Source organism: Plasticicumulans acidivorans (assembly GCF_003182095.1).
Classification (GTDB): Bacteria; Pseudomonadota; Gammaproteobacteria; order Competibacterales; family Competibacteraceae; genus Plasticicumulans; species Plasticicumulans acidivorans.
Map to the genome: position 1 here is coordinate 108,970 of NZ_QGTJ01000010.1, position 25,952 is coordinate 134,921.

At 66.3% G+C, this 25,952-nt stretch carries 23 protein-coding genes and 3 tRNA genes; 13 read left to right on the forward strand and 13 right to left on the reverse strand.

Going from position 1 to position 25,952, the window contains the following annotated elements; all coding sequences use genetic code 11:
• Positions 1 to 76: 76 nt before the first annotated feature.
• Complete coding sequence (locus C7443_RS15915; RefSeq protein ID WP_110019609.1) at positions 77 to 478, reverse strand: acyl-CoA thioesterase; 402 nt, start codon at positions 476 to 478, stop codon at positions 77 to 79.
• A 266-nt stretch (positions 479 to 744) separates the two neighbouring features.
• Here C7443_RS15915 and C7443_RS15920 point away from each other — a divergent pair, with 266 nt between their 5' ends.
• The 4 genes from C7443_RS15920 to C7443_RS15935 all read left to right on the forward strand — a co-directional run bounded on the left by C7443_RS15920 (position 745) and on the right by C7443_RS15935 (position 4,284).
• Positions 745 to 2,472: a GGDEF domain-containing protein gene (locus C7443_RS15920; RefSeq protein ID WP_110019610.1), complete on the forward strand. Its 1,728-nt coding sequence runs from the start codon at positions 745 to 747 to the stop codon at positions 2,470 to 2,472.
• Complete coding sequence (locus C7443_RS15925; RefSeq protein ID WP_170123647.1) at positions 2,456 to 3,121, forward strand: retropepsin-like aspartic protease family protein; 666 nt, start codon at positions 2,456 to 2,458, stop codon at positions 3,119 to 3,121. The genes C7443_RS15920 and C7443_RS15925 overlap by 17 nt, the downstream gene beginning before the upstream one ends.
• Positions 3,122 to 3,374: 253 nt before the next feature.
• The gene (locus tag C7443_RS15930; RefSeq protein ID WP_110019612.1) at positions 3,375 to 3,800 is read left to right on the forward strand and encodes a hypothetical protein; all 426 of its coding nucleotides are present in this window, start codon (positions 3,375 to 3,377) and stop codon (positions 3,798 to 3,800) included.
• 166 nt (positions 3,801 to 3,966) lie between these two features.
• Positions 3,967 to 4,284 (forward strand): hypothetical protein, encoded by a 318-nt coding sequence (locus C7443_RS15935; protein ID WP_110019613.1) that lies wholly within the window; start codon positions 3,967 to 3,969, stop codon positions 4,282 to 4,284.
• Between the two features lie 13 nt (positions 4,285 to 4,297).
• Here C7443_RS15935 and nadC read toward each other — a convergent pair whose 3' ends face one another.
• Together nadC and C7443_RS15945 are read right to left on the reverse strand one after the other, a co-directional pair.
• Positions 4,298 to 5,122, reverse strand: coding sequence for a carboxylating nicotinate-nucleotide diphosphorylase (gene nadC, locus C7443_RS15940; protein ID WP_110019614.1), 825 nt, complete (start codon positions 5,120 to 5,122; stop codon positions 4,298 to 4,300).
• 11 nt (positions 5,123 to 5,133) lie between these two features.
• Positions 5,134 to 5,769 (reverse strand): HAD family hydrolase, encoded by a 636-nt coding sequence (locus C7443_RS15945; RefSeq protein ID WP_110019615.1) that lies wholly within the window; start codon positions 5,767 to 5,769, stop codon positions 5,134 to 5,136.
• A 206-nt stretch (positions 5,770 to 5,975) separates the two neighbouring features.
• Here C7443_RS15945 and C7443_RS15950 point away from each other — a divergent pair, with 206 nt between their 5' ends.
• The 4 genes from C7443_RS15950 (at position 5,976) to C7443_RS15965 (ending at position 8,028) form a co-directional block, all read left to right on the forward strand.
• Positions 5,976 to 6,509, forward strand: a complete 534-nt coding sequence (locus C7443_RS15950; protein ID WP_110019616.1) for a GNAT family N-acetyltransferase — start codon at positions 5,976 to 5,978, stop codon at positions 6,507 to 6,509.
• Positions 6,510 to 6,542: 33 nt separating this feature from the next.
• The gene (locus C7443_RS15955) at positions 6,543 to 6,881 is read left to right on the forward strand and encodes a hypothetical protein (protein ID WP_425467099.1); all 339 of its coding nucleotides are present in this window, start codon (positions 6,543 to 6,545) and stop codon (positions 6,879 to 6,881) included.
• 64 nt (positions 6,882 to 6,945) lie between these two features.
• Positions 6,946 to 7,524 carry a TMEM175 family protein gene (locus C7443_RS15960; protein WP_110019617.1) on the forward strand — a complete coding sequence of 193 codons (579 nt, stop codon included), beginning with the start codon at positions 6,946 to 6,948 and terminating at the stop codon, positions 7,522 to 7,524.
• Positions 7,525 to 7,680: 156 nt separating this feature from the next.
• Entirely contained in the window at positions 7,681 to 8,028 is a 348-nt protein-coding gene (locus C7443_RS15965; protein ID WP_281279417.1) for a nuclear transport factor 2 family protein, read from the forward strand.
• Between the two features lie 36 nt (positions 8,029 to 8,064).
• On the opposite strand, the gene C7443_RS15970 is transcribed toward C7443_RS15965, so the two are convergent.
• Together C7443_RS15970 and C7443_RS15975 are read right to left on the reverse strand one after the other, a co-directional pair.
• On the reverse strand, positions 8,065 to 9,336 hold the full coding sequence (locus tag C7443_RS15970; RefSeq protein WP_110019619.1) for an acetyl-CoA C-acetyltransferase: 1,272 nt from the start codon (positions 9,334 to 9,336) through the stop codon (positions 8,065 to 8,067).
• 12 nt (positions 9,337 to 9,348) lie between these two features.
• Positions 9,349 to 11,280 (reverse strand): 3-hydroxyacyl-CoA dehydrogenase NAD-binding domain-containing protein, encoded by a 1,932-nt coding sequence (locus tag C7443_RS15975; protein ID WP_110019620.1) that lies wholly within the window; start codon positions 11,278 to 11,280, stop codon positions 9,349 to 9,351.
• 265 nt (positions 11,281 to 11,545) lie between these two features.
• On the opposite strand from C7443_RS15975, the gene C7443_RS15980 reads away from it, so the two are divergent.
• Entirely contained in the window at positions 11,546 to 13,777 is a 2,232-nt protein-coding gene (locus tag C7443_RS15980) for a sensor domain-containing protein (RefSeq protein ID WP_170123648.1), read from the forward strand.
• A 41-nt stretch (positions 13,778 to 13,818) separates the two neighbouring features.
• On the opposite strand, the gene C7443_RS15985 is transcribed toward C7443_RS15980, so the two are convergent.
• Positions 13,819 to 14,304, reverse strand: a complete 486-nt coding sequence (locus C7443_RS15985; RefSeq protein ID WP_110019622.1) for a winged helix-turn-helix transcriptional regulator — start codon at positions 14,302 to 14,304, stop codon at positions 13,819 to 13,821.
• Between the two features lie 171 nt (positions 14,305 to 14,475).
• Between C7443_RS15985 and C7443_RS15990 the strand changes: the two genes are divergently transcribed.
• The 3 genes from C7443_RS15990 to C7443_RS16000 all read left to right on the forward strand — a co-directional run bounded on the left by C7443_RS15990 (position 14,476) and on the right by C7443_RS16000 (position 17,918).
• On the forward strand, positions 14,476 to 15,735 hold the full coding sequence (locus tag C7443_RS15990; protein ID WP_110019623.1) for a D-amino acid dehydrogenase: 1,260 nt from the start codon (positions 14,476 to 14,478) through the stop codon (positions 15,733 to 15,735).
• Positions 15,736 to 15,802: 67 nt separating this feature from the next.
• Entirely contained in the window at positions 15,803 to 16,882 is a 1,080-nt protein-coding gene (gene alr / locus C7443_RS15995) for an alanine racemase (protein WP_110019624.1), read from the forward strand.
• Between the two features lie 118 nt (positions 16,883 to 17,000).
• Positions 17,001 to 17,918: an AEC family transporter gene (locus C7443_RS16000; protein WP_110019625.1), complete on the forward strand. Its 918-nt coding sequence runs from the start codon at positions 17,001 to 17,003 to the stop codon at positions 17,916 to 17,918.
• Here the strand turns inward: C7443_RS16000 and C7443_RS16005 are convergent.
• The 7 genes from C7443_RS16005 to gltX all read right to left on the reverse strand — a co-directional run bounded on the left by C7443_RS16005 (position 17,822) and on the right by gltX (position 24,417).
• Positions 17,822 to 18,742 carry a metallophosphoesterase gene (locus C7443_RS16005; RefSeq protein ID WP_110019626.1) on the reverse strand — a complete coding sequence of 307 codons (921 nt, stop codon included), beginning with the start codon at positions 18,740 to 18,742 and terminating at the stop codon, positions 17,822 to 17,824. The genes C7443_RS16000 and C7443_RS16005 overlap by 97 nt on opposite strands.
• 26 nt (positions 18,743 to 18,768) lie before the next feature.
• Positions 18,769 to 20,490 (reverse strand): 2-isopropylmalate synthase, encoded by a 1,722-nt coding sequence (gene leuA / locus C7443_RS16010; protein WP_110019627.1) that lies wholly within the window; start codon positions 20,488 to 20,490, stop codon positions 18,769 to 18,771.
• A 396-nt stretch (positions 20,491 to 20,886) separates the two neighbouring features.
• Positions 20,887 to 20,962, reverse strand: a tRNA-Ala gene (locus C7443_RS16015).
• Between the two features lie 8 nt (positions 20,963 to 20,970).
• Positions 20,971 to 21,046: transfer RNA gene (locus C7443_RS16020), tRNA-Glu, on the reverse strand.
• A gap of 65 nt (positions 21,047 to 21,111) precedes the next feature.
• Positions 21,112 to 21,187, reverse strand: a tRNA-Ala gene (locus C7443_RS16025).
• A 98-nt stretch (positions 21,188 to 21,285) separates the two neighbouring features.
• A complete protein-coding gene (locus tag C7443_RS16030) occupies positions 21,286 to 22,959 on the reverse strand; it encodes a glutamine--tRNA ligase/YqeY domain fusion protein (protein WP_110019628.1) in 1,674 nt (557 codons plus the stop codon).
• Between the two features lie 60 nt (positions 22,960 to 23,019).
• Positions 23,020 to 24,417, reverse strand: a complete 1,398-nt coding sequence (gene gltX, locus C7443_RS16035) for a glutamate--tRNA ligase (protein WP_110019629.1) — start codon at positions 24,415 to 24,417, stop codon at positions 23,020 to 23,022.
• A 163-nt stretch (positions 24,418 to 24,580) separates the two neighbouring features.
• On the opposite strand from gltX, the gene C7443_RS16040 reads away from it, so the two are divergent.
• Positions 24,581 to 25,912, forward strand: coding sequence for a UDP-glucose dehydrogenase family protein (locus tag C7443_RS16040; protein ID WP_110019646.1), 1,332 nt, complete (start codon positions 24,581 to 24,583; stop codon positions 25,910 to 25,912).
• Positions 25,913 to 25,952 lie beyond the last annotated feature (40 nt).

Sequence of the window (25,952 nt, forward strand, 5' to 3'; positions counted from 1 at the left end):
ACGTTCCTCCGGGGGCGTGCCGCACCGCGGGGCGCGGCCGAGATGCTTATCAGTGTGGTAGATAGGTGGGGGCTGCTCAGTCGTCCAGACCGACCGAGGGCAGCACGCGCGGGCGGCGTCCCTGATCGAGGGCGACGAAGGTGAAGGTCGCCTGCGTCACGCGCACACGGTCGTCGCCGTCGCGCGAGCGGCGCCAGGCTTCGACCGCGATCGTCATCGAGGTGCGGCCGGTCTTGGTGACGTTGGCGTAGAGGCTGACCTCGTCGCCGACATACACCGGGCTGTGGAAGATGATCTGGTCGACCGCCACGGTGACGCAGCGGCCGCGGGCCCGGCGCGCCGCGACATTGCCGGCGGCGAGATCCATCTGTGCCATCAGCCAGCCGCCGAAGATGTCGCCGGCCGGGTTGGCGTCGGCCGGCATGGCGATGGTGCGGATCGCCGGCTCGCCGGCCGGCGGGGTGGTGGAATCGGTCATGGTCCAGTTCTCCGATGGCAGCGTCAGACAAGGGCGACGCTGCGGTGAAAGCTTCGGCAGGGTACGCCCGCAGCGCTCGCCGTGCGCGCGGATGCCGGCGCGGACGAGAGTAAGCCGAGGTGATGCGTTTTCATAATGATTGATAATGTTATGCGTATTTCGCGCGATACGGTATCAAAGCTGGTCCGGAGCGCAGGAAGAGCGGGATACGATGCAGGCAGTCATTTCTTTCCGCCATGCAGCATGTTCCACAAGCGACCCGATCGATGAATCTCAAGCCGCGTTTCCTGCTGCTCACCGCTCTGCTGTTCGTGCTGGCCGCCGCTGCTGCCTGGCTCGCTGCGCGGGAACTGGCTGAAGGCATCGTCGAACAGTGGGCGGTGCGCTACGCCGAAAAGCAGATGCTCTACGACAAGGAGCGCACGCTGCAGCCGATCCTGCGCGAGATCGCGCTGGCGCGGCAGTTCGCCAGCTCGCCGCTGCTGCGCAAATGGGCACAGCATCCCGAGGACGCGTCGCTGGCCGAGGCCGCGCTCGAAGAGATGGAGCGTTACCGCGAGCTGTTCTCCGACCGCTGCTATTTCGTCGCGCTCAAGGCCAACGGCCACTACTACTACAATGATGCCGACAACCGCTTCGCCGGCCGCCAGCTGCGCTACACGCTCGATCCGGCCAAGCCCGCCGACCGCTGGTTTTATGACATCGTCGGCCAGCAGCGCGCGCTGCACCTCAACGTCAACCCCGACGTCGAACTCGGCGTCACCAAGCTGTGGATCGACGTGCTGATGCGCGATGGCAAGCGCGTGCTCGGGGTCGTCGGTACCGGCTTCGAGCTGCAGCGCTTCGTGCGCGAGCTGCTGATGCAGACGCAGCCGGGCATGAGCAGCCTGTTCGTCGACCATGAAGGCGCGATCCAGGCGTATCGCGATCTGTCGCTGGTGGACTTCGCTTCGATCACCAAGCAGGCGAGCGAGCACAGCTCCGTCGATCGGCTGTTCGACCGCGCCGAGGACAGCCGCTCGGTGCGCGAACTGATGCGCGAGCTGGAGACCGCCAACAGTGCCAGCGTCGGCAGCCGTTTCGTCGAGCTCAAGGGCCGCCCGTATCTGGCCGGTGTGGTCTGGCTGTCGGAGATCGGCTGGTTCGAGATCACGCTGTTCGATCTCGATACCCTGCTGCCGCTCGATCGCTTCACCGGCCTGCTGGTGGTCTACGGCGCCTCGCTGCTGATGGCGCTGCTGGTGTTCAACGCCGTGCTCGGCCGCCTGGTGCTGCGGCCGCTGGCCGCGCTCGACCGGGCGATGGACGAGGTGCAGCGCGAGCGCAGTGCGCCGCACCATCTGCCGGACAACGCTCCCGGCGAGATCGGCCGTCTGATCACCCATTTCCGCAACATGGTCCAGGCTCTGTTCGACTCGCGCAGCGAGCTCGAACACAAGGTCACCGAGCGCACCGAGGCGCTGGAGCGGCTGACGCAGACCGACGCGCTGACCGGGCTGCTCAACCGTCGTGGCATGGCCGAGCGCCTTGCGGCCGAAGTCGCGCGCAGCAACCGCAACGGCCGTCGTTTCGGCATTCTCTGGCTCGACGTCGATCACTTCAAAGAGGTCAACGATTGCTACGGTCATGCCCAGGGCGACGCTGCGTTGACCTGCATCGCCGGCCTGATCCGCTCGGTGGTCCGCCCCTATGATGCGGCGGCGCGCTGGGGTGGCGACGAATTCCTGGTGCTGGTGCAGGACTGCGATCGCACGCTGCTCGACGATCTCGGTGAACGGCTGCGCAGCGCGGTCGAGCACTGCCAGGGCGGCGATCACTGCGCGCAGGACATGCTGCTCACCGTCAGCGTCGGCGGGCATCTGGCCGCCGCGACAGAAGGGCTCGATCCGGCCCTGCAGCGAGCCGACCAGGCGCTCTATGCCGCCAAGGCCGACGGCCGTAACGTCTACCGCTGTCTCGACGGCGAAGGAAATACCCATGCGCAATCGGGCTGAACGGCGGCTCGCCGCGGTGCTGGCGCTGTTTCTCGGTGGCTGGAGTGTGCCGGTGCAGGCCGCCCACGAGATTCGCGTGCTCGCTTTGTTTTCCGGCAAGGCCCTGCTGCAGATCGACGGTCAGCGGCGGTTGCTTGCCGACGGTGCCACCAGCCCGGAAGGCGTGCATCTGCTCAGCGCCAGCTCACGCGGTGCCGAGGTCGAGGTCGATGGCAATGTGCGCACGCTGGCGCTCGGGGCCAGCGGCCTGCTCGGCTCGGAGCCGGCCGAGCACCGGGAATTTCGCGTGCGCCGCGCGGCCAACGGCACCTATGTCGCTCCCTGCCTGATCAACGGAGCCGCGTTGCGCTGCATGTTCGACACGGGCGCTACGCAGGTGTCGATCAGCGGCGATACCGCTCGCGCGCTCGGCATTCCCTATCGCAGCATCGGCCGCCCTGCGCGGGTGATGACGGCCAGCGGCGTCAGTTCCGCCTGGGCCCTGACCCTGGAGTCCGTGCAATTCGGCGAACTGCGCCTGAGCAGTGTCGACGCCCTGGTCATCGACGGCCGCCATCCGGCCCAGCCGCTGCTCGGTTCGAGTTTCATCAACCGCCTGCACCTGCGCACGGAAGGGGAAGTGCTGATTCTGCAGCAGGGCGAGCCGTGAGCGGCGTGACCCGGCCTGGCCCGTTGCGGCTGGCTGCGTGCGCATCTGCGGGTAAAAAACCGGGGCTATCGTGGCGGGCGCCGGCTCGCCGCGAGGTCCGGCGCTGCGGGCAGCGCTGTTATGCGGTCGCTGCGTCCCGCAGACGCTTGCCGTCAGGGCCGGGTCGGTGTTTTCGCTGTGCAATCCGCTGATGTGCGTGGACGTGTTGAAACGCGCCGCTGCACCTTAAACCACTTCGATCATGGACGAACTTATGAACACCTATCTGCTGACCGGCGCGGGCGCGAGTGCGCTCGCTGCCCTGCTGCATATCGGCTGCGTCGCCTTCGGCGCGCCGTGGTATCGCTTTTTCGGCGCGGGCGACCGCATGGTCGCGCTGGCGCAGGCGGGGAGTGTGATTCCGAGCGTGGTGACGCTGGGGATTACCGCGGTTCTGCTGCTGTGGTCGGCCTATGCTTTTGCCGGCGCGGGCATCCTGTTCGCACTGCCGCTCGAACGTTTCGCGCTGTGCGCCATCAGCGCCGTCTACTGCCTGCGCGGTCTGGCCGGGATGGTGTTCGCGATCACCGCCCCCGGCGAACGCAGTGTCGCCTTCTGGGGCTGGAGCTCTGCGATCTGCCTCGGCATCGGCGTCGTCCATGTGGTGGGGCTGAGCCAGGTCTGGCCACAGTTGTCATGAGCGGCCCGCTGCCCGGCCGTGCCTGCCGGCACCGATAAAGCGCTTCCAGCACGAGCCACGGCGGCATTACCTTCGATGCCGTGAACCGCCGGCAGCGGACGGCTCACGGCACAGTGTCCGGGGTGGCACCGATCATTACCGACGCGCCGCACGATGGAGGTGGGCAATGTCCGACGAGCTGTCGAGCGCGGCGCGCGCGCTGCTGAAGTCCGAGCCGACGCTGGCGCAGCTGATCGACTTCGTGCACACCTACGATCCCACCGCGCAGCTGCGCGCGAGCTGGGGCGAGCGTTTCGAACCGCGTCGTGACTACCTGCTCGGCCGGGTGCAGGACATGTTGTTCCTGGGCAAGGAATTCCCCGGAAACCACGCCGAGATCGTGCTGTGCATGGCGTACTGCGTGACCACGGCCCCGTATCTCGGCGTTGCTCCGGCCCAGGTGCAGCGCTACCTCAGCAGTCTGCTGCGCGAACTGGCGACCTGAGGCGGCGCACGCCTCAGGCGAAGCGCATCGACAGGTCGATGGCGCTGATGTCCTTGGTGATGTGGCCGACCGAGATGTAGTCGACGCCGGTTTCGGCGATCGCGCGCAGGGTGTTCAGGTTGACGTTGCCCGAGGCTTCCAGCGGGATGCGGCCGTCGGTGCGGATGACGGCTTCGCGCATCAGTTCGAGGCTGAAGTTGTCGAGCATGATGATGCTCGGCGCGCAGGCCAGGGCTTCGGCCAGTTCGTCCAGCGTTTCGACCTCGACTTCGATCTTGACCTGCGGGTGCAGCCGCTTGGCGAGGCCGACGGCGTTGCTGATGCTGCCGGCGGCGATGATGTGGTTTTCCTTGATCAGAATCGCGTCATACAGGCCGATGCGGTGATTGTGTCCGCCGCCGCAGCGCACCGCGTATTTCTGCGCCAGCCGGAAACCGGGGAGCGTCTTGCGGGTATCCAGCAGCCGGGCGCGGGTGCCCTGCAGTTTTTCGACGAACTGCGCCGTCGTCGTCGCGGTGGCGGACAAAGTCTGCAGAAAGTTGAGCGCCGTGCGCTCGCCGGTGAGGATGGCGCGGGCGTGGCCGTGCAGCTGGCACAGCAGCGTGCCGGCGGCGACGTGCTCGCCATCGGCGACCTGCCAGCTGACCTCGGTAGCCGGATCGACCTGGCGGAACACCTCATCGAACCATTCCCGGCCGCAGATCACCGCCGGCTCGCGGGTGATGACGCTGGCATTCGCCATGTTCGCCGCCGGAATCAGCTCCCCGGTCAGGTCACCGCCGCCGACGTCTTCTGCCAAAGCACGCGCAACGTCTTCCGCGATGCTGTTCTGATGCATAACTTCATGCCTCACACTTGCTCGAATGGGGGGACGATCGCGAGGATTTCCTCCAGGCTGCCGACGCACAAGTCCGCGTGCTCGGGCCAGAGAAAGGCTCGCTGTGGATCGACGAGTATGGTCAACGCGCCGGCGGCGCGGCCGCACAGCAAGTCATGCAGGTAGTCGCCGACCATCACCGCGTTGTCGCCGACCGCCTGCCAGTGCTCCAGCAGCTTGAGCAGGCCGCCAGGGTGTGGCTTGGGCTCGGCGCTCCAGCGGTCGACGATGCTATCGGCCGGGAAATAATCGGCAAGCCCCAAACGCGCCAGCACCAGCAGCGCGACTTCCCGCGTGTTGCGGGTGAGCAGGCCGATGCGGCGGTTCTGCCGGTGCAGCTGTTCGAGCAGGTGCGCCGCGCCCGGCGCGATGCGCGCCAGCGACACATATTTGTGTTCGAGCTCGTCGAGCCGGCGGCGCAGCTCGTCGCCCCGGGCGCCGGGCTGCTGCGTGACGTACTCGATGATGTCCATTTGCGGCGGCACGCCGAGCAGCGTGCGCATTTCGCCGAAGTCGTGGACGGCCACCGTCAGCGTGCCGTCGAGATCGAACACCCAGCACTGGCGTGCATGAAGCGGGCGGGAATCGGAAGCTGCGGCAAGCGCCATGAATCCTGCTCCTTGGCTGTCGGTTCGCTCGGGCGGGACGGTCGGGGCCGGTGTGGCGCGCCGGGATCGTTCCGTGGTCTGCCGAGTATCTCAGTCCGCGGCAGTTGCGGCACGGCAGATCGGTCAGAATCGGCCCGGCACGCACCGACGATGGGGCCGGCGGAGCGCCGGCATGACACGAACGCACGCAAACGGGATACCCACGCATGTCACTGGAAGCATTGATCAGGCCCGAAACCAGCGCCGACATCGAGGCGATCGGCGAGCTGACGCGAGAGGCCTTTGCGACCCTCGCCATCAGCCAGCACACCGAGCCGTTCATCGTCGCCGCGCTGCGCGCCGCCGGTGCGCTGACGGTGTCGCTGGTCGCCGAGCTCGACGGGCGCCTCGTCGGCCATATCGCGTTTTCGCCGGTGAGCCTGGCGGATGGTTGCGCCGGCTGGTACGGCCTCGGGCCGCTGTCGGTGCGGCCGGCGTACCAGCGTCAGGGGATCGGCAGCGCCCTGGTCCGGCAGGGACTGGCGCAGCTGCAGGCGCTGGCGGGCAAAGGCTGTTGCCTGGTCGGGCATCCGCACTATTACCGGCGTCTGGGCTTTGTGAATCCGCCGGGGCTGACGCTCCCCGGCGTGCCGCCGGAGGTGTTCATGGCGCTGTCATTCGATGGCCACTGGCCGCAGGGTACGGTCGCTTTCCATGAAGGTTTTCTGGCGACCGGCCCGCAGGCGGCTCCACGGGGCTGAAGGCAGACGGCAGGTTCGGGGTGGGGGCAGGTGATGCAGCGGGCACAGCAGTCCGATGCGCAGATCATGGCCGTCGTCGATCCGATCATGGACAACCTGATGGCTGCCTCGACGGCGATCGATTACGAGCGCCATGCCCGCGACTTCACCGAGCGCGCCCGGAGCGGGCTTTCGCACAAGGCGCTGCAATCGATCTGCGAGCACTATCGGAGCCGCCGGGGTTTTTCGCCCGCCGCGAGCGGGTCGCCATCTTCAGGCGTCCGGACTCGATCGCGGTGGTCTGGCGGCAGTGGTTTACCCGCGCGCCCGGCGAGTTCGTCGCGGAACGGGGGCCGGTCGAGCAGGACGGCTGCTACCGGGTCGATCACGTGATGGTTTTTTAGACAGCCGCCGCCGAGCGGCCTGAGGCCGGCACTACGCCAGCGGAGGAGCGCAGATGGGTAAAGGTCGACTGGAAGCGTTCAGCGATGGCGTGCTCGCCATCATCATCACCATCATGGTCCTCGAACTGAAGGTGCCGCACGGTGAGGACCTGGCGGCCCTGAAGCCGCTGATTCCGGTGTTCCTCAGCTATGTGCTCAGCTTCATCTACATCGGCATCTACTGGAACAACCATCACCACATGCTGCACGCCACGCCGTCGGTGAACGGCGCCATCCTGTGGGCGAATCTGCATCTGCTGTTCTGGCTGTCGCTGGTGCCGGCGGCGACCGACTGGATGGGCGAAAACCATTTCGCCCCGGCGCCCACCGCGCTGTACGGCGTGCCCCTGCTGATGGCGGCGTTTGCCTACTGGCTGCTGCAGCGCACGATCGTGGCCAGGCACGGGCGCGATTCCCTGCTGGCGACGGCGCTCGGCGGCGATCTCAAGGGCAAGCTGTCGCCCATTCTGTACCTGGTGGCGATTCCCGCGGCATTCGTGCGGCCGTGGATCGCCGGCGCACTCTACGTGCTGGTGGCGCTGATCTGGCTGATCCCGGATCGGCGCATCGAAAAAGCGCTCGCGAGCACCTGAGCCGCGACACAGGCGCGTCGCTCACCCGGCGGACGCCTGACCGGCTCCGCACTCGAATCACCCGCTTTGCAGCGGGTTCCCTCTGTTGCTGTGGGGGGGCGTCCCATGTCATCGACCGACCTGCAGGCCGCCGACTAGCAGTCGCATATTGAAACCCTGCAGACGCAGAGTCGTCTCGCCTGGCTCGCGAAAGACATTCCCGGCCTGCGCCAGCTGTGGTCCGCCGAGCTGCTGGTGAACACGCCGAACGGCCGGGTGCTGCGGCGGGAGGACGTGCTCGAACGGCTCGCCAGGGGTGTCATCGCGCATGTCAGCGATGACGAGCGTCTTGAAGCGCTGCAGCGGCAGCGGCAGGGCGACATCGTCGTCGTCATGGGGTGCGACGTCGTCGTCAACCCGCAGTCGCCGCAGCCGGTGGCGCGGCGCTTTACGAACGTCTGGCAGTTGGGCGGCGCATCCTGGCAACTGATCGCCAGACATGCCAACGCGATCGGCCGCAGCTAGCGCGCGACGCTTGCGGCCTGCCGGCCGGCGCACGCCCTACGCGGCGTCGAGGATCGCCGCCAGCCCCATGCCGCCGGCGGTGCAGATCGAGACCAGCGCCCGTCCGCCCCGCTGCGCGAGCTGGCGCGCGGCCGCGCCGAGCACGCGGGCACCGGTGGCGGCGAAGGGGTGGCCGAGCGCCAGGCTCGACCCCCAGGGATTGAGCCGCCCGCTGTCGATGGTGCCGAGCGGCGCCGGCAGGCCGAGGCGCTCGCGACAATAGTCGGCGGATTCCCAGGCGCGCAGCGTGCACAGCACCTGCGCGGCAAAGGCCTCGTGGATCTCGTAAAGCGTGAAGTCCTGCAGCGCCAGGCGGTTGCGGCTCAACAGTTCAGCGACGGCGAGCGTCGGTGCCATCAGCAGCCCCTCGTCGGCGACGAAGTCGACGGCCGCGCAGCGGAAGTTGCGCAGATAGGCCAGCACCGGCAGGTCGTGCGCCTGCGCCCAGTCCTCGCTGGCGAGCAGCACGGCGGCGGCACCGTCGCTCAGCGCCGTGGAATTGCCGGCGGTGAGCGTGCCGTCGGCGGCGAAGGCGGGCTTGAGCCGGGCGAGACTGTCGAGGTCGCTGTCGGCGCGCAGCAGGTTGTCGCGCAGCACGCCGGCGCAGGGCAGCAGATCGTCGTAGTGACCGGCGGCGTAAGCCGCGGCGGCCTTGCGCTGACTGCCGAGGGCGTAGGCATCCTGCTCGGCGCGAGGGATCTGCCACTGCCGCGCCATGCGTTCGCAGTGCTGGCCCATGCTCAGGCCGGTGCGCGGTTCGGCCGCGCTGGGTGGCTGCGGCAGCAGCTCACGCAGGGAGAAGCCTTTGAGCGCTGCCAGCCGGGCTTTGAGACTGCGTGCGCGGTTGAGCTGCAGCAGGCGCCGGGCAAAGCGCTGGCGGAACACGATCGGCAGGTCGGAGGCGCTGTCGCAGCCGGCGGCGATGCCGCAGTCGATCGCACCGCAGGCGATCTTCGCGGCGAGCTGGAATGCCGCCTGCAGGCTGGTGCCGCAGGCCTGCTGCAGCGTGTAGGCCGGGGTGTGCGCATCGAGCGCGGTCGACAGCAGCGCCTCGCGGGCCAGGTTCCAGTCCCGGCTGTGGCTGCTGACGGCGCCGGCGCCGACTTCATCGAGGCGCACGCCGGCGAGGCCGCAGCGCTCGACCAGGCCGCTCAGTGTGGTGGCCAGCAGGTCGAGGTTGCTCAGCTCGGCGTAGACGCCGCCGGCACGCGCGAAAGGGATGCGGGCGGCGCCGACGATGGCGACCGGGCGGGGGAAGGCGGTGGGCATCGCGGGGCTCCGTCAGGCCAGGCCGAGGTGGTGCAGCGGGCCGCCGCGGTGCGGCGCAAAGCCGGTGCCGAAAATCACGCCGGCATCGAGCAGATCGGCATCGGCGACGACGCCGTCGGCCAGCGCGGCGCGGCACTCGGCGAGCAGCGGCGCCAGCAGTTCGGCACCGAGGGCGGCGAGGTCGACACCGGCCTGCGGCGCCTCCCGTTGCGGCCGATCGTGACGCCAGACATAGAAACCGCGTCCGCTCTTGCGGCCGAGCCGGCCGGCGGCGAGCAGCACATCGAGCTGCGCCTTGGCCGCCGCACTGCCGCCGAGGCTGTCGGCGACGCGGCGACAGACGTCGAGGCCGACACGGTCGGCGAGTTCGATCGGTCCGAGCGGCATGCCGAAGGCGCATGCCGCTGCGTCGAGCGTGCCCTTGCTGCTGCCGGCATCGAGCCGCTGCAGGGCTGCGAGCAGGTAGGGGGCCAGCACGCGGTTGACCAGAAAGCCCGGCGTGCCGGCGCAGGGCAGCGGCAATTTGCCGATGGCGCCGACGAAGGCGCAGCCCTGGTGCCGCGTGCTGACTGCACTGCCGGCGTCGTGCACCACCTCGACCAGCGGCATCTGGGCCACCGGATTGAAGAAGTGCAGACCGATCAGCCGCTGCGGCTGCCGCAGTCCGGCGGCGAGCGCGGTCAGCGGCAGCGCCGAGGTGTTGGTGGCGAGCAGCGCATGCGCGGCGAGGCGCGGTTCGAGCGCGGCAAACAGCGCCTGCTTGGCGGCGAGATCCTCGACGATGGCCTCGATGACGACATCGGCACGCGCCACGCCATCGCCCGCCGGGTCGCCGATCAGCCGGGCGCGGGCGGCGAGGCGCGCCGCCGGGGATTTCAGCCGCCGCGCGAACAGCGCCGTGGCGCGCGCCAGTGCGGCGTCGATGCGCGGTGCCGCGCTGTCCTGCAAGGTCACCTCCAGCCCTTTGAGCGCGCACCAGGCGGCGATGTCGCCGCCCATGACGCCGGCGCCGACCACATGCACGCGGCGCACCGTGCAGTCTTCGGCGTGGCCCAGGCTTTTCAGCCGCTCCATCAGGTGGAACACCCGGCGCAGGTTGACCGCGGTCGGCCCGACCAGCAGCTCGCCGACGCTGAGCGCCTCGGCTTCGAGCATCTCGGCGCGGTTGCCGCCGTGGCGGCGCCAGTGTTCGATCAGCCGATACGGCGCCGGGTAGTGCTCGCGCCGTACTTTGGTGGCGAGCTGGCGGGTGAACAGCGGCGCCAGCAACACGCGCGCGGCGGCCGTGTTGCTGAGCCGGGTGAGCAGGCCGGGTGTGCGGCTGTGCTTGCCGGCGAGCAGGGCGCGGCGCGCGGCCCAGTCGAGCGAGGCGTGCCGGCTGACGACTTCATCGATCAGGCCGATGGCCCTAGCGGCGGTCGGGCGCAGTTGGCGGGCGCTCAGCATCAGTTCCAGCGCCCGCGGGCCGCCGAGGCGCTGCGTCGCCCGCCAGCTGCCGCCGAAGCCGGGGAAGATGCCGAGACGGCTCTCGGGGAAGCCGAGGCGGGTGTCGTCGCGCTCCAGCGCGATGCGCCAGCGGCAGGCCAGCGCGAGTTCCAGGCCGCCGCCGAGGCAGAAGCCGTGGATCGCGGCGACGCTCGGGCAGGGCAGCGCTTCGAGGCGGTCGAACAGTGCATGCACCTGGCGGATGCGCGCGGCGACGGCGGTGGCTTCGTGCAGTGTGTCGAACTCGCTGACGTCGGCGCCGGCGATAAAGCCATCAGCCTTGCCGGAGCGGATCACCAGCCCGCGCGGCGGTGTGGCTTCGAGCCTGTCGAGCAGCTGGCCGAATTCTTCGAGCACGGTGCTCGACAACGTGTTGCTGCGGCGGTCGGCGCGGTCGAGTGTGGCCCAGCAGAGGCCGTCGGCGTCGAATTGCAGCTGCCAGTGCAGGAGCTTTCCCATCGGCAATCCTCGGTTGGCGGCCGCCTGTTGCTGCACTTGAACGCATCACCGCGGCGTCGCTCGCGCTGCCATCGGCGGACTCGAAAAGCGTGGCAAGTCATCAGGACAGCCGCGCGTGATCCATGCACGGTTGTTTGCAGATGAATCATCCGTAAAGAGAAGTCAATTCCGCCATCGGGTTCTAGTGTTTCGTATGGCGAATGATCATATTGACGATCCGCAGACGGCTCGTCGTTATTTCTTGAACTGTTTGGCGTCGGTGCGCATGTCGGATTCCCTGGTTTCTTCGGTTTCTTCCGCCTTCGAGGCCTTGCGCGAGCTCGAATCGATCTTCGAGCTGACGGTGGTCGGTATCGCCCATGTGCGCAATCGTCGTATCACCCGCTGCAATCGGCACATGGAGGAAATGTTCGGGTACGGGCCGGGTGAGCTGGTCGGCTGCTCGACGCGGGTCTGGTACCGCAACGATGAAGAGTTTTCCGGCCTCGGCAGTTCGGCCTACCCGGACCTGGCGGCCGGGCGCGTGCACAATCGCGAGCAGTGGTTCCGGCGGCGCGATGGCAGCGAATTCTGGGGCCGCATCGCCGGGCGTTCACCGGACCCGACGGCGCCGTTCGACTGCGTGCTGCTGATCGAGGACAACACCGAGCGCAAGCGCAACGAGGAGCGCCTGCAGGCGGCGCTGTTCGAGCAGCAGCTGATTTTCGACAACGCCGCGGTCGGCATTCTCTTCGTGCGCGATCACGTCGTGCAGCGCTGCAATCCGCGTCTGGAAGAACTGCTCGGCTATGCACCGGGGGAGCTGGTCGGTGCACCTTCATCCCAGCTCTATGCCGATGTCAGCGATGTTCAGTGCCATGGTGAACGTGCCTATGCCGTCATGCGCAATGGCGAGCTCTACCGCGGCGAGGTCGAAGTCCGTTGCCGCGACGGCGGTTCAGTGTGGGTGCAGACCACCGGTCGGCTGATCGGCCGCCGTGAGGACGCCAGCTTCGACGTCATCTGGATCGTCGAGGACGTCAGCGAGCGCCACGCCGCCGAGCTGGAGCTGGCGCGCTATCAGACCAGCCTGGAAGAGCGTGTCGCGCAGCGTACCGAGGAGCTCGCCGCCGCCAACACCCGCCTGCAGGAGGAGGTCGCCGAGCGTCGCCAGGCGGAGGCGCGCATCTGGCATCTGGCCAATCACGACGAGCTCACCGGCCTGCCCAACCGCAGCCTGTTCCAGGTGCACTTGCAGCAGGTACTGGCGAGTGCCGCACGCCGTCACGAGCGCGCCGCGCTGCTGTTTATCGATCTGGATCGCTTCAAAGGCATCAATGATTCGCTCGGCCACCATGTTGGTGACCAGCTGCTGCAGACGCTGGCGCGTCGGCTGCAGGAGGCGCTGCGCGATGCCGACATCATCGCCCGCCTCGGCGGCGATGAGTTCGTCGTCGTGGTCGGCGGTCTGCGCTCGCGCGGCCATGCGCTGACGGTCGCCGAAAAGATCCGCATGACGCTGCTCGCGCCGGTGCAGTTCGAACACCTGTGCCTGCACATCTCGGCATCGGTTGGCATCAGCCTGTACCCGGACGACGGTGGCGATCCGGCGATGCTGATGCGTCATGCCGATATCGCCATGTACCACGCCAAGGCCGACGGCCGGAATGCGGTGTGCGCATACACAGCGGGCATGAGCCAGCTCGCCAGCCGCTCCTTCCGCATCGAGTCGCGCCTGCAGCGCGCACTGCAGGAGGGCGCACTGCGGCTGGTGTATCAGCCACAGGTCGACGTTTCCAACGAGCGCATCGTCGGCGCCGAAGCGCTGCTGCGCTGGACCGATGACGGGCAGGCGGTGCCGCCGGCGGAATTCATCCCGGTCGCCGAGGAAACCGACCTGATCCTGCAGATCGGTGAGTGGGTGCTGCGCGAAGCCTGCCGGCAGGCGGCGGGCTGGCAGTGCAGCGGGCATGCGCCGCTCAGTGTTGCCGTGAACCTCTCGGCGCGCCAGTTCCGCGATCCGAATCTGGTCGAACTGATCGGCAGCATCCTGCGTGAAAGTGGCCTGCCACCCGAGTGCCTGGAGCTGGAAATCACCGAATCGACGCTGATGTCGCGGCTCGACGATACCTGCCAGCGCCTGCAGGCGCTGTCGGCGATGGGGGTGCGCATGGCCGTCGACGACTTCGGCACCGGCTATTCGAGCCTCAGTTACCTCAAGCGTTTTCCGGTCAGCCGCCTGAAGGTCGATCAGTCCTTCATGCGCGATCTGTGTACCGATGCCGAGGATGCGGCGATCGTCGATGCCGTGGTGGCGCTGGCCCGTGCCCTCGGCCTCGATGCGCTGGCCGAAGGCGTCGAAACCGCCGAGCAGCTCGAAGCGCTGCGTGATACCGGCTGCCGTTACTGCCAGGGGTATTACTTCTCCCGACCGCTGCCGGCCGAAGCCTTTGCCCGGCTGGTCGCCGTCGACGATGGCGAGCGCGTGGCGGTGCTGCGCAAAGGGCTGGCCGCCTGAAACCGGCGGCCGTCGGTCCCGCCGTCTTTTCAGCGCCCGTCTCAGCCGCCGTCCGCGACCGGTACGGCGAGCGTTTCCTTGACTTCCTCCATCACCACGAAGCTGCGTGAATCGCGCACGCCGGGCAGCGTGCGCAGGATCAGTCCGAGCAGCTCGCGGTATTCGGCCATGTCGCCGATGCGCACCTTCAGCAGATAGTCGAAGTTGCCGGACACCAGGTGGCATTCCTGGATCTGGCCGAATTCGCAGACGGCGGCGCGGAAGCGCTCGAAAATGTCGGGCGAGGTGTAGTCGAGGCTGATCTCGACGAACACCAGCAGGCCGGCGCCGATCGCCTGCGGGTCGAGGATCGCCGTATAGCCGCGGATTACGCCGTCCTTTTCCAGCCGCCGCACCCGCTCCAGGCACGGCGAAGGTGACAGGCCGACGGCAGCGGCGAGTTCGACGAAGGGCATGCGTCCGTTGTGCTGCAACTGTTGCAGGATGCGGCGATCGAGGCGGTCGAGTTTGCGGGCAGTGCGATTCATCGGCGGCGGAAAATCCTGCGGTGCAGGCCGGGGTAGGCTGTCAGCTTTGGTGGTTTTTGCTGTATCCAGGTGATTTTCAGCAAGAACCGCTGGTTACGCCACCATAGAATGAATCATCTTTCTGTCAAATGCGGGGGTTCCCGCAATCCGGATGAATCGAGGGGGCGGGTCATGAAGGTCATCGTTCTGGGCAGTGGCATCGTCGGTACCACCTCGGCCTGGTATCTGGCACAGGCCGGACACGAGGTCGTCGTCGTCGACCGCGAGACGGACGCAGCGCTGGAAACCAGCTACGCCAACGCCGGCCAGATCTCCCCCGGTTACTCGGCGCCGTGGGCCGCGCCCGGTGTGCCGCTGAAGGCCGTCAAGTGGATGTTCATGGAGCATGCACCGCTGGCGATCCGTGCCGGCAAGATGGACGCCGACATGCTACGCTGGATGTGGCAGATGCTGCTCAACTGCAGCGAGGCGCGCTATGCCGTGAACAAGGAACGGATGATGCGCCTGGCCGAGTACAGCCGTGATCAGTTCATCGCGCTGCGCGCCGCCACCGGCATCCGCTACGACGACCGCCAGCAGGGCACGCTGCAGATCTTCCGCACGCAGAAGCAGTTCGACGCGGCCGGCAAGGACATCGCCGTGCTCGCCAAGCTCGGCGTGGCGCACGAGGTGCTCGACCGCAAGGGCTGCGTGCTCGCCGAGCCGGCGCTCGGTCTGGTCTGTGACAAGTTCGTCGGCGGCCTGCGCCTGCCCGGTGACGAAACCGGCGACTGCCGCCAGTTCACGCAGAAGCTCGCGCGCCTGGCGCAGGCCGCGGGCGTTGAATTCCGCTTCGGGACGCCGATCCTTGGCATCCAGCGCAGTGGCGATCGCATCACCGGCATCGATACGCCGCAGGGCGTGATCAGCGGCGATGCCTACGTCTGTTCGCTCGGCAGCTATTCGACGGCCTTCCTGCGCCAGCTCGACATCGAGATCCCGGTGTATCCGATCAAGGGCTACTCGCTGACCATTCCGATGCTCGATCCGGCAATGTCGCCGCGCTCGACGATCATGGACGAGCAGCACAAGGTGGCGATCACCTGGATGGGCGAGCGCATCCGCGCCGCTGGCACCGCCGAGCTGACCGGCTTCGATACCCGGCTGCGCGACGAGCGCCGCGCCACGCTGGAATTCGTCGTCAACGATCTGTTCCCCAAGGGCGGTGACCTGCCGCGCGCCGAGTTCTGGAGCGGGCTGCGGCCGAACACGCCGGACGGCACGCCGATCATCGGCCGCTCGAAGTACCAGAACCTGTGGCTCAACACCGGTCATGGCACGCTCGGCTGGACCATGTCCTGCGGTTCCGGTCGCGTGCTCGCCGATCTGCTGAGCGGGCGTGCCGCCGAGATCGATACCGCCGGCCTCGGCCTGGAGCGCTACGCCGCCTGAGGCGGCGTAGACTGCCCGCTCGCTCCGCCGCCGCCCTTTTCGCCGCTTCCGCCGCCGGTATTCCGCCATGCGTCCCGCCCTCGCCAAAATCGATCTTTCCGCGTTACGCCACAATCTGCGCCGCGTGCGCGAATGCGCGCCCGCCGCCAGCGTCTTCGCCGTCGTCAAGGCCGATGCCTATGGTCATGGCGCCGCCCGCCTGCTGCCGGTGCTCGAACAGCAGGCCGATGCGCTTGCCGTCGCCTGCATCGAGGAGGCGCTGGCGCTGCGCGCCGCCGGTGCCACGCAGCCGATCCTGCTGCTCGAAGGCGTTTTCGCCGCAGAAGAACTCGCGCTGTGCGCTGAGCACGGTTTCGAGATCTCGCTGCACGATCCGCTGCACGCTGGCTGGCTGGAGGCCGCCACGCTGGCGCGGCCGCTGAAGGTCTGGGTCAAGCTCGATTCCGGCATGCACCGCCTCGGCGTGCGGCCGCAGGCGCTGCCGGCGCTGGTGGCGCGGCTGCGCGCCTGTGCCAATGTCGATGCCGAGCTCGGTGTCATGAGTCACATGGCCTGTGCCGATGAGCCGGCCCGGCCGAACACCGCCACGCAGATCGCCTGCTTCGCCGAGGCCACACAGGGGTTGGGCGTGCGCCGTGCGCTGTCGAACTCCGCCGGCGTGCTGCACTGGCCGGCGGCGCATCACGACTGGGTGCGTCCGGGCATCATGCTCTATGGCGTGACGCCGATGGTCGGCCACAGCGGCGCCGATGACGCGCTGCGCCCGGTGATGACGCTCTCCACCGCGCTGATCGCCGTCAAGCAGCTCAAGGCCGGCGAGAGCGTCGGCTATTCGGCGGCTTATACCTGCGCGCAGGATATGCGGGTCGGCATCGCCGCGATCGGTTATGCCGACGGCTATCCGCGCCACGCGCCGAGCGGCACGCCAGTGCTGGTCAACGGCCAGCGCAGCCAGCTGCTCGGTCGGGTGTCGATGGACATGATCTGCGTCGACCTCAGCGCCCAGCCGCAGGCCGGCATCGGTGATCCGGTGACACTGTGGGGGGAGGGGCTGCCGGCCGAGGAAGTCGCCGATGCCGCCGGCACCATCGCTTACGAGATGCTGTGCAATCTGGCCGGGCGGGTGCGCGTCGAAACCGTCGGCTGATCCTGGCGTAAGGTCGCTGCGGCGCCTGCCCTGTGCATGCGCCGTACGTACATTCGCGGATTGACAGCGTTAACAGTGCGGCGATGATCGCTACTCTGCCGTCCGCTCGTCGCTCGTCATGACTTCCATCCTCAATTCACTCGCGCCGGTGTTCCTGGTGGTCGCGCTCGGCGCGCTGCTGCGCTGGCGGGGGTTTTTCCATGCGCAGATGCTGGCCGACATCAATCGTCTGGCCTACTGGGTCGGGCTGCCCTGCCTGACCTTTATCAGCATCGCCACCACGCCGCTGCAGCTCGGCGCGGCCGCCGGCCTGTTCGCCACCGTGGTCTGCGCCACGGTGGCCGGCGGGGCGCTGGCCTGGTTCGCCTCGCCGCTGTGCGGCGTCGATCGCCGTGCCCGTGGCACCTTCGTGCAGGGCGCGTTTCGCGGCAATCTGGCCTTCATTGGTCTGCCGGTCATCGTCTACGCCACGCATGGCGATCCGCTGGTGCGCTCGCTGGCGATCATCGCTTTTGCACCGATCGTCACGCTTTATGGCTTCGGGGCGGTGCTGGTACTGCAGGCGAGCTGTGAGCGTAGCGGTGGCCGGCTGCGTCTGCTGCTCGACATCCTGTTCAACCCACAGCTGTTTGCCGGCGCCAGCGGTCTGGCCTGGGCGGCGTGGGGGCCGGCGCTGCCATCGGGCATCACCCGCAGTCTGGAGGCGCTGGGGCATATGGCGCTGCCGCTGGCGCTGCTCGGCATCGGTGGTTCGCTGCTCGGTGTGCATTTCCACGGCCGTACGCTGCCGGTGTTGGCGGCGGCGGCGATCAAGACCCTGCTGCTGCCGCTGCTCGGTGTCGCGCTGGCGGCGCTGTTCGGGCTCGATGAGAACCTGCGCCGCGCGGCCCTGATCCTGCTGGCGACGCCGACGGCGGCGGCGTCCTACGTGCAGGCGCGTCAGTTCGATGGTGACGAGGCCATCGCCACCGGCAGCATTCTGGTCTCGACGCTGGCGTCGGCACCGGGCCTGGCACTGGTGCTGGCCTGCAGCTGAGCGGCCGGCTGCAGCGTCAGCACGACGATTTCCGGCACCGCCCCCAGCCGCAGCGGCAGCGTGCTGGTACCGATGCCGGTGGTGACGTACATCGGCCCGTGACCTTCATCGATCCAGCCGCGGGCATGGCGCCGCGGCGCCCGTCCGGGGATGAACAGCGCTCCCAGGCCGGGCAGGGTGATCTGGCCGCCATGCGTGTGGCCGGCCAGTGCCAGCAGCAGGCCCGGCGGGTGTTCGGCGTAGGTGGCGGGGTCGTGTGTCAACAGCAGGGTGGGAGCCTGCGCGGGGATGTCGCGCAGTGCTAGGCGTACATCGGGGCGGCCGGTCATGTCGTCGGCGACTCCGGCGACCCACACCGCGCCGGCCGCTGCCGCGCTGTTATCGAGCACGCGGATGCTGTGGCGCTGCAGCGCGGCGCGCACTGCCTCGGCGCCGTAGTAGCCATCGTGGTTGCCGAGCACGGCGAAGCGTCCGTAACGCGCGGGAACGCGTCCGAGCCGCTCGGCGACCGGTTCGATGTTGAGCTGCACCAAGCCGAAGGCGGTGACCTGATTGACGTAGTCGCCGCCGAGCAGCAGCAGGTCGGGCTGCAGCGCGCTGATGCGGGCAACGAGATGATCCAGCGCGGCGAGATCGATGGCGCCGCTGCCGGCATGCAGGTCGCTGCAGTAGACGGCGCGCAGCGGTGGTGTGCCGGCCGGCCATGGCTCGACGGCCAGTGTCAGCTCACGCGTGCGCAGCAGGCGTGGCTCGATGCCTGCACTCCACAGCGCCAGCCCGCACACGAAGGCCCAGACAGCGAGACGAACGACGCGGCGAGTCATGCCCGTTCGCCCTGCTGGCTGCCGGCTCAGGCGACCGCGGCGATCTGCGCTGCCTGTGGCAGTACGCCGCAGGTGGCTGCACCGTTGAGCGCCGATACCACGGCGTTCAGGGAGGCCGTGACGATGTTGGCATCGATGCCGACACCGAAGATCGTCTGGCCGCCGATCTGCGCTTCGACATAAGCCACCGCGGTGGCGTCGGCACCGTGGCCGGTGGCGTGCTCATGGTAGTCGGCGATCGTCAATTCGATGCCGAGATCACGGGCGAGGCCGTCGACGAACGCCGCGATCGGGCCATTGCCGCGTCCGCGCAGGGTACGTACCGATTGGCCGATGCACAGCTCTGCGCTCAGCTCTTCGGTGCGGGTACCGCTGCGGGTCGGGATGTCACTGTGGCGGAGCAGGGCGAATGGAGCCGGCGTATCGAGGTGATATTCGTTGCGGAAAGTCTCCCAGATCGCGGCCGCGGTTTGCTCCTTGCCGCTGGCATCGCTGTGTCGCTGTACGACTTGGCTGAAGGCCATCTGCAGGCGGCGCGGTAACAAGACGCCGTATTCCTTTTCGAGCAGCCAGGCGACGCCGCCCTTGCCGCTCTGCGAGTTGACGCGGATGACTGCCTCGTAGCTGCAGCCGACATCGGCCGGATCGATCGGCAGGTACGGCACCTCCCAATGCGCGTCGCCGGCCGCCGTGCGTCGTTCCTGAGCCGCAAAGCCTTTTTTGATTGCATCCTGATGCGAACCGGAGAATGCCGTGAAGACCAGGTCGCCGGCATAGGGGTGACGCGGATGCACCGGAATCTGGTTGCAGTATTCGGCAGTGCGCACGATGTCACGCAGCTCGGAAAAATCGAGCCGCGGGTCGATGCCCTGGCTGTAGAGATTGAGCGCGAGCGTGACCAGATCGACATTCCCGGTGCGCTCGCCATTGCCGAACAGGCAGCCCTCGATACGATCGGCACCGGCCATCATGGCCAGCTCTGCAGCGGCGACGGCGGTGCCGCGATCATTGTGCGGGTGCACGCTGATGATGACGCTGTCGCGGCGCGAGATGTGGCGGCAGAACCATTCGATCTGGTCGGCGTAGACATTCGGCGTCGCCACTTCGACGGTCGCCGGCAGGTTGAGGATCACCGGACGCTGCGGCGTCGGCTGCCAGACATCGAGCACGGCTTCGCAGATTTCCAGCGCGAATTCAGGCTCGGTGAAGCAGAAGGTCTCGGGTGAATATTCGAAGGTCCAGTCGGTTTCCGGTTGCTCGGCAGCACATTCCGCAAATAAGCGGGCGCCCTTGACGGCGAGTGCGATCGTACCGGCGTGATCAAGCCCGAACACGACCTCGCGAAAGACAGGCGCAGTGGCGTTGTACAGGTGCGGAATGGCCCGCTTGACACCACGCAGGCTTGCGAAAGTGCGGCGGATGAGATCTTCACGTGACTGCGTCAATACCTGGATCGCCACGTCGTCAGGGACCAGGCCGCCATCGATCAGGCTGCGCACGAAATCGAAATCCGTCTGCGAGGCGGACGGAAAAGCGACTTCGATTTCCTTGAAGCCCATGCGCACGAGCATTTCGAAGTAGCGGTGCTTGCGGGCGATGTCCATCGGTTCGATCAGCGCCTGGTTGCCATCGCGCAGGTCGGACGAACACCAGCGCGGCGCGTGTTCGATGCGCCGTGACGGCCACTGGCGTTCGCTGAGGCTGATGCCCTGAAAGGCGCGGTACTTGTTGGCAGGTGTGTTCATCATGTCCGTCTCTCTTGTCCGTTATGTGCAATGCGCGGGTCAAACGAAAATCACGACGCGACCTCCGGTCGCCAGGCAGCCGTCAGGCCCGGCGACCGCGAAGCAGTCGTAGTGCGCCGCGCGAGTAGCGCGCGTTACGGAGATCAAGAGCGGAAGGGAAGCAGCTGAAGCACGAAGTCACGCGGGGAATTCCTGAATCTAAGCCTAACGACAGGCGCGAAGCGCCAACCCGGAAGCATCAACGGGTCGTTAGTAGGAGGCTTAGGAGATTCAGGTACGTGTTCATGTGATTCAGCACATCATGCTTGCCATGTAGCTGTCAACCACTCTGCATTGACGGAAAAGCGATGGCATATAAACGAAAAAGCCGCCTGGAGGCGGCTTTGACGGATTTGACGATGGTGGAGCTAATCGGGATCGAACCGATGACCTCCTGCATGCCATGCAGGCGCTCTCCCAGCTGAGCTATAGCCCCGAATGAAGTGGCGTCCCCAAGGGGATTCGAACCCCTGTCGCCGCCGTGAAAGGGCGGTGTCCTAGGCCTCTAGACGATGGGGACGCAGAAGACTGCGTCAGGCCTTACAACCTGGAATCAGCGGCTGGGCCGGTGATTCATCGAAACTTTGGTGGAGCTAATCGGGATCGAACCGATGACCTCCTGCATGCCATGCAGGCGCTCTCCCATCTGAGCTATAGCCCCACGGCGCTGGAGAGCCGCTATTCTATGAATTCGCGATCACCTGTCAACTGCCTGCAGCAAATATCGTGTCCGGGGAGCGCGAAGACGGTCACGCGGCTTCAGGCCTTGTCGGCGATCTTTGCCCAGCTGTCGCGCAGTGTGGCCGTGCGATTGAACACCAGGCGACCGCTGTCGAGATCGCGGCAGAAATAGCCTTCGCGCTCGAACTGGAAGCGTTCGCCAACCGCGGCTCCGGCCAGTGCCGGTTCGACGATGGCCTGCGACAGCCGTTCCAGCGAGTCGGGATTGACGAAGTCGAGGAAGTTGCCTTCCTCCCGGTCCGGGAACGGCGTTGTGAACAGGCGCTCGTATACGCGTACCTCCGCCGCTACGCCGTGGCGTGCGGAAACCCAGTGGATGACACCGCGCGGCTTCACGCCGTCCGGATTGACGCCCAGCGAGTCGAGGTAGCAGCTGCAACGCAGCTCGCGGATCGAGCCTTCAGCATCTTTGATGACTTCCTCGCAGCGAATGACGTAAGCGTTGCGCAGGCGCACGCAGTCGCCGCTGACCAAGCGCTTCCATTTCTTGTTGGCCTGTTCGACGAAATCCTCGTGATCGATGTACAGCTCGCCGCAGAACGGCACGTCACGACTGCCGAAGCTTTCGTCTTTCGGGTGGCTGGCGGCGCTGAGCCAGTCGACGCGGTCTGCAGGCCAGTTCGTCAGCGTGACCTTGAGCGGACGCAGCACCACCATGCGCCGTGGTGCGCTGCGGTCGAGCTCCTCGCGCACACAGGCCTCGAACATCTCCATTTCGACGGCGTTGTCGCTTTTGGTGACTCCGATGCGTTCGCAGAACTCGCGAATCGCCGCCGGCGGTACGCCACGACGGCGCAGCCCGGCAATCGTCGGCATGCGCGGATCGTCCCAGCCATCGACGATGCCTTCCTTGACCAGCTGTGTCAGTCGGCGCTTGCTGGTGATCGCGTACTGCAGCGTCAGGCGCGAGAACTCGTACTGCCGCGGCCGGGCTGCAAGGGTGACGTTCTCGACGCACCAGTCGTACAGCGGTCGGTGGTCTTCGAATTCCAGCGTGCAGATCGAATGCGTGATGCCCTCGAAGGCATCGGACAGTGCATGGGCGAAGTCGTACATCGGGTAGATGCACCAGGCGTCACCGGTCTGGTGGTGGTGCTCGTGGCGGATGCGGTAAAGCGTCGGGTCGCGCAGGTTCATGTTCGGCGACGCCATATCGATTTTCGCGCGCAGGACATGGGAACCGTCGGCAAACTCGCCGGCGCGCATGCGTCGGAACAGCGCCAGGTTCTCGTCGACGCTGCGATTGCGATAAGGGCTGTCGCGGCCGGCTTCAGTCAGCGTCCCGCGGTACTCGCGAATCTGCTCGGCCGTGAGATCGTCCACATAGGCGAGCCCTTTGCCGATCAGCTCTTCAGCGGCAGCGTACAGTCGCTCGAAGTAGTCCGAGGCGTAGAACTGGCGGTCTTCCCAGTCGAAGCCGAGCCAGCGCACATCGGCCTCGATCGATTCGACGAACTCGATGTCTTCTTTCGTCGGATTGGTGTCGTCGAAACGCAGGTTGCAGCGGCCACCGTAGTCGCGCGCAATGCCGAAGTTCAGGCAGATCGACTTGGCGTGGCCGATGTGCAGGTAGCCGTTCGGTTCGGGAGGAAAGCGCGTGTGCACGTCGGCTGGTGCCATACGGCCGGCGGCGATGTCCTCGTCGATGATCTGGCGGATGAAGTGGGTCTTGGCCGGGGCTTCGTGACTCATGGCGTCGATTCGGCAGCAGAGAGGTGGGGCCCTGCAGGCAGCCGCAGGGCGGGAATGGCTTCAGCCGGCAAGCAGCGCGAGCGCTCGGTCGATGCGGCGCAATACAGCCACTCGGCCAACCAGTTGCAGCGTGACGTCGATGCCCGGCGAGGCGGCACGACCGACGACAGCGACGCGCAGCGGCTGTGCGACTTTACCCATCTTCAGCTGCAATGCCTCGGCGACTTCGGCGACGGCGGCATGTATCGCTTCGGGCTGCCAGTCGGGCAGGGCAGCAAAGCGCTCACGCGCCGCGGCGAGGGGTGTGGCAGCTTCCGGCTTCAGATGTTGCTTGGCAGACTTCTCGTCGTAGCTTTGCGGATCGACATAGAAGAATGCGCTTTGCTCAGCGAGTTCCTTCAGAGTCTGTGCTCGACAGGCCATCTCGCGCACGACGTCCACCGGGTCGGGGCCGTCACTCGGGTCGATGCCCAGAGCGCCGAGATGCGGCGACAGGTGACGCGCCAGATGCTCCGGTGGCATTTCCATCATGTATTGCTGGTTCAGCCACAGCAGCTTGCCGGTATTGAAGGCGGAGGCCGATTTGTTGACGTCATGGATGTCGAACAGCCGGATCATCTCGTCGAGCGAGAACACTTCCTGGTCGCCATGTGACCAGCCGAGGCGAACCAGGTAGTTGAGTACGGCCTCGGGCAAAAAGCCGTCATCACGGTATTGCAGCACGCTGACTGCGCCGTGGCGCTTCGACAGTTTCTGGCCGTCGTCGCCGAGGATCATCGCCACGTGGGCGTATTTGGGTACCGGAGCCCCGAGCGCTTCGAGGATATTGACCTGCCGCGGCGTGTTGTTGATGTGGTCATCGCCGCGGATGACGTGCGTGATGCCCATGTCCATGTCATCGACGACGACGCAGAAATTGTAGGTCGGCGTGCCGTCCGCGCGGGCGATGATCAGATCGTCGAGCTCGCTGTTCTGGAAGGTGATCGGACCGTGGATCAAGTCATCGATGACCGTGATGCCATCGAGTGGGTTCTTGAAGCGGATGACCGGTTCGACTCCCTCGCGCGGCGCGCCTTTGTACTCACGATACCGGCCGTCGTAGCGCGGTTTGATCTTTTGCGCCATCTGTTCGGCACGCAGAGCGTCCAGCTCTTCCTTCGTGCAATAGCAGTAGTACGCCTTGTCCTCGGCCAGCAGCTGCTGAATGACTTCCCGGTAGCGATCGAAACGCTGCGTCTGGTAGAACGGCCCCTCGTCGTAGTCGAGACCCAGCCAGCTCATGCCTTCGAGAATGGCGTTGACAGCTTCCGGCGTGGAGCGTTCGAGATCAGTGTCCTCGATGCGCAGGACGAACTGGCCACCATGCCGGCGGGCGTGTAACCAGGAAAACAACGCCGTGCGGGCACCGCCAATGTGCAGGAATCCGGTTGGACTGGGAGCGAAGCGGGTCTTGACCATCGTCACGATCGGGTCCGTCTGACTGAAAACGCGCCATTCTAGCGCGCGTAGGGGCTTGGGGCGCTGCTTGCTCGCGTGAGAGCACGCGGTTAAGGTGGCCGCCACTCTGTCCATTGAGGGACGGATGGTTGCAATCATTGGGTTTCTGACGGGTAAAGGATCAATGAAGATCACCATCTTCGGTACGGGTTACGTCGGTTTGGTTACAGGTGCATGCTTGGCGGAAGTAGGCAATCATGTGGTGTGCGTCGATGTTGACGTCGCCAAGATTGAAGGCTTGCGCAATGGCGTCATTCCGATCTACGAGCCCGGGCTTGATGAGGTCGTCAAGCGTAATGCCGCGGCTGGCAATCTCGAATTCACTACGGATGTCGCCGAAGGTGTTGCTCACGGATTGTTTCAGTTTATCGCCGTGGGAACCCCACCTGACGAAGACGGGTCTGCGGATCTGCAGCACGTTAAGGCCGTGGCTCGCTCGATTGGTGAGCACATGAGTGAGTTCCGTGTCATCGTTAATAAATCGACCGTACCGGTCGGGACCGCTGACGTCGTTCGTGACACTGTTGCATCGGTGCTTTCTGCACGCGGTGCGGGTGTCGAATTCGACGTGGTCTCCAATCCAGAATTCCTTAAGGAAGGTGCGGCGGTCGACGATTTCATGCGTCCGGACCGTATTGTCATCGGTACTGATAATCCGCGCACAACCGAATTGCTGCGTATCCTTTACGCTCCGTTTAATCGCAGCCACAGCCGTTTAGTTGAAATGGATGTGCGTTCGGCGGAGCTCACGAAGTACGCCGCCAATGCAATGCTCGCGACCAAGATCAGTTTCATGAACGAGATTGCCAATCTGGCCGAGCGTCTCGGGGCGGACATCGAGCATGTGCGCTTAGGTATCGGTGCAGATCCGCGCATCGGCTACCATTTTATTTATCCCGGGTGTGGTTACGGTGGTTCCTGCTTCCCGAAAGATGTCAAAGCGCTGGAACATACTGCGCGTGATATCGGTTACCGCGCCGAGTTGCTCTCAGCTGTGGAAAACGTCAACAACCGGCAGAAGGAAGTGCTGTTCGCGAAGATCAGCGCGCATTTCGGTGGCGATCTCGCCGGGAAGACCTTTGCTCTCTGGGGGCTTTCATTCAAGCCGAAAACCGATGATATGCGTGATGCACCCAGCCGCGTATTGATGGAAGCGCTATGGGCGGCTGGTGCAAAAGTGCAGGCTTATGATCCAGAGGCCATGAAAGAGTGCCGCCGGATTTACGGTGAGCGGGCAGGACTGAAGCTGTGTGATCGAGCGGAAGCTGCACTTGAGGGTGCCGATGCTCTGGTGGTCGTGACCGAATGGAATGCTTTCCGCAGTCCCGATCTCAGTTTGATCAAATCGCATCTGAAGTACCCCGTCGTCTTCGACGGTCGTAATGTTTATGAGCCGGAGCAATTGCGCAGTGCAGGGCTGATGCATTACGGCATCGGCCGGGGCGGAGCACACTAAGCGGAAAGGCTGAAGCTACCTTTTATGCGGGCGCGGAAGC

Coding starts and splice junctions, on each gene's coding strand:
- C7443_RS15915 (WP_110019609.1), bottom strand. CDS start 478: ATGACCGATTCCACCACCCCGCCGGCCGGCGAGCCGGCGATCCGCACC.
- C7443_RS15920 (WP_110019610.1), top strand. CDS start 745: ATGAATCTCAAGCCGCGTTTCCTGCTGCTCACCGCTCTGCTGTTCGTG.
- C7443_RS15925 (WP_170123647.1), top strand. CDS start 2,456: ATGCGCAATCGGGCTGAACGGCGGCTCGCCGCGGTGCTGGCGCTGTTT.
- C7443_RS15930 (WP_110019612.1), top strand. CDS start 3,375: ATGAACACCTATCTGCTGACCGGCGCGGGCGCGAGTGCGCTCGCTGCC.
- C7443_RS15935 (WP_110019613.1), top strand. CDS start 3,967: ATGTCCGACGAGCTGTCGAGCGCGGCGCGCGCGCTGCTGAAGTCCGAG.
- nadC (WP_110019614.1), bottom strand. CDS start 5,122: ATGCATCAGAACAGCATCGCGGAAGACGTTGCGCGTGCTTTGGCAGAA.
- C7443_RS15945 (WP_110019615.1), bottom strand. CDS start 5,769: ATGGCGCTTGCCGCAGCTTCCGATTCCCGCCCGCTTCATGCACGCCAG.
- C7443_RS15950 (WP_110019616.1), top strand. CDS start 5,976: ATGTCACTGGAAGCATTGATCAGGCCCGAAACCAGCGCCGACATCGAG.
- C7443_RS15955 (WP_425467099.1), top strand. CDS start 6,543: ATGCAGCGGGCACAGCAGTCCGATGCGCAGATCATGGCCGTCGTCGAT.
- C7443_RS15960 (WP_110019617.1), top strand. CDS start 6,946: ATGGGTAAAGGTCGACTGGAAGCGTTCAGCGATGGCGTGCTCGCCATC.
- C7443_RS15970 (WP_110019619.1), bottom strand. CDS start 9,336: ATGCCCACCGCCTTCCCCCGCCCGGTCGCCATCGTCGGCGCCGCCCGC.
- C7443_RS15975 (WP_110019620.1), bottom strand. CDS start 11,280: ATGGGAAAGCTCCTGCACTGGCAGCTGCAATTCGACGCCGACGGCCTC.
- C7443_RS15980 (WP_170123648.1), top strand. CDS start 11,546: ATGTCGGATTCCCTGGTTTCTTCGGTTTCTTCCGCCTTCGAGGCCTTG.
- C7443_RS15985 (WP_110019622.1), bottom strand. CDS start 14,304: ATGAATCGCACTGCCCGCAAACTCGACCGCCTCGATCGCCGCATCCTG.
- C7443_RS15990 (WP_110019623.1), top strand. CDS start 14,476: ATGAAGGTCATCGTTCTGGGCAGTGGCATCGTCGGTACCACCTCGGCC.
- alr (WP_110019624.1), top strand. CDS start 15,803: ATGCGTCCCGCCCTCGCCAAAATCGATCTTTCCGCGTTACGCCACAAT.
- C7443_RS16000 (WP_110019625.1), top strand. CDS start 17,001: ATGACTTCCATCCTCAATTCACTCGCGCCGGTGTTCCTGGTGGTCGCG.
- C7443_RS16005 (WP_110019626.1), bottom strand. CDS start 18,742: ATGACTCGCCGCGTCGTTCGTCTCGCTGTCTGGGCCTTCGTGTGCGGG.
- leuA (WP_110019627.1), bottom strand. CDS start 20,490: ATGATGAACACACCTGCCAACAAGTACCGCGCCTTTCAGGGCATCAGC.
- C7443_RS16030 (WP_110019628.1), bottom strand. CDS start 22,959: ATGAGTCACGAAGCCCCGGCCAAGACCCACTTCATCCGCCAGATCATC.
- gltX (WP_110019629.1), bottom strand. CDS start 24,417: ATGGTCAAGACCCGCTTCGCTCCCAGTCCAACCGGATTCCTGCACATT.
- C7443_RS16040 (WP_110019646.1), top strand. CDS start 24,581: ATGAAGATCACCATCTTCGGTACGGGTTACGTCGGTTTGGTTACAGGT.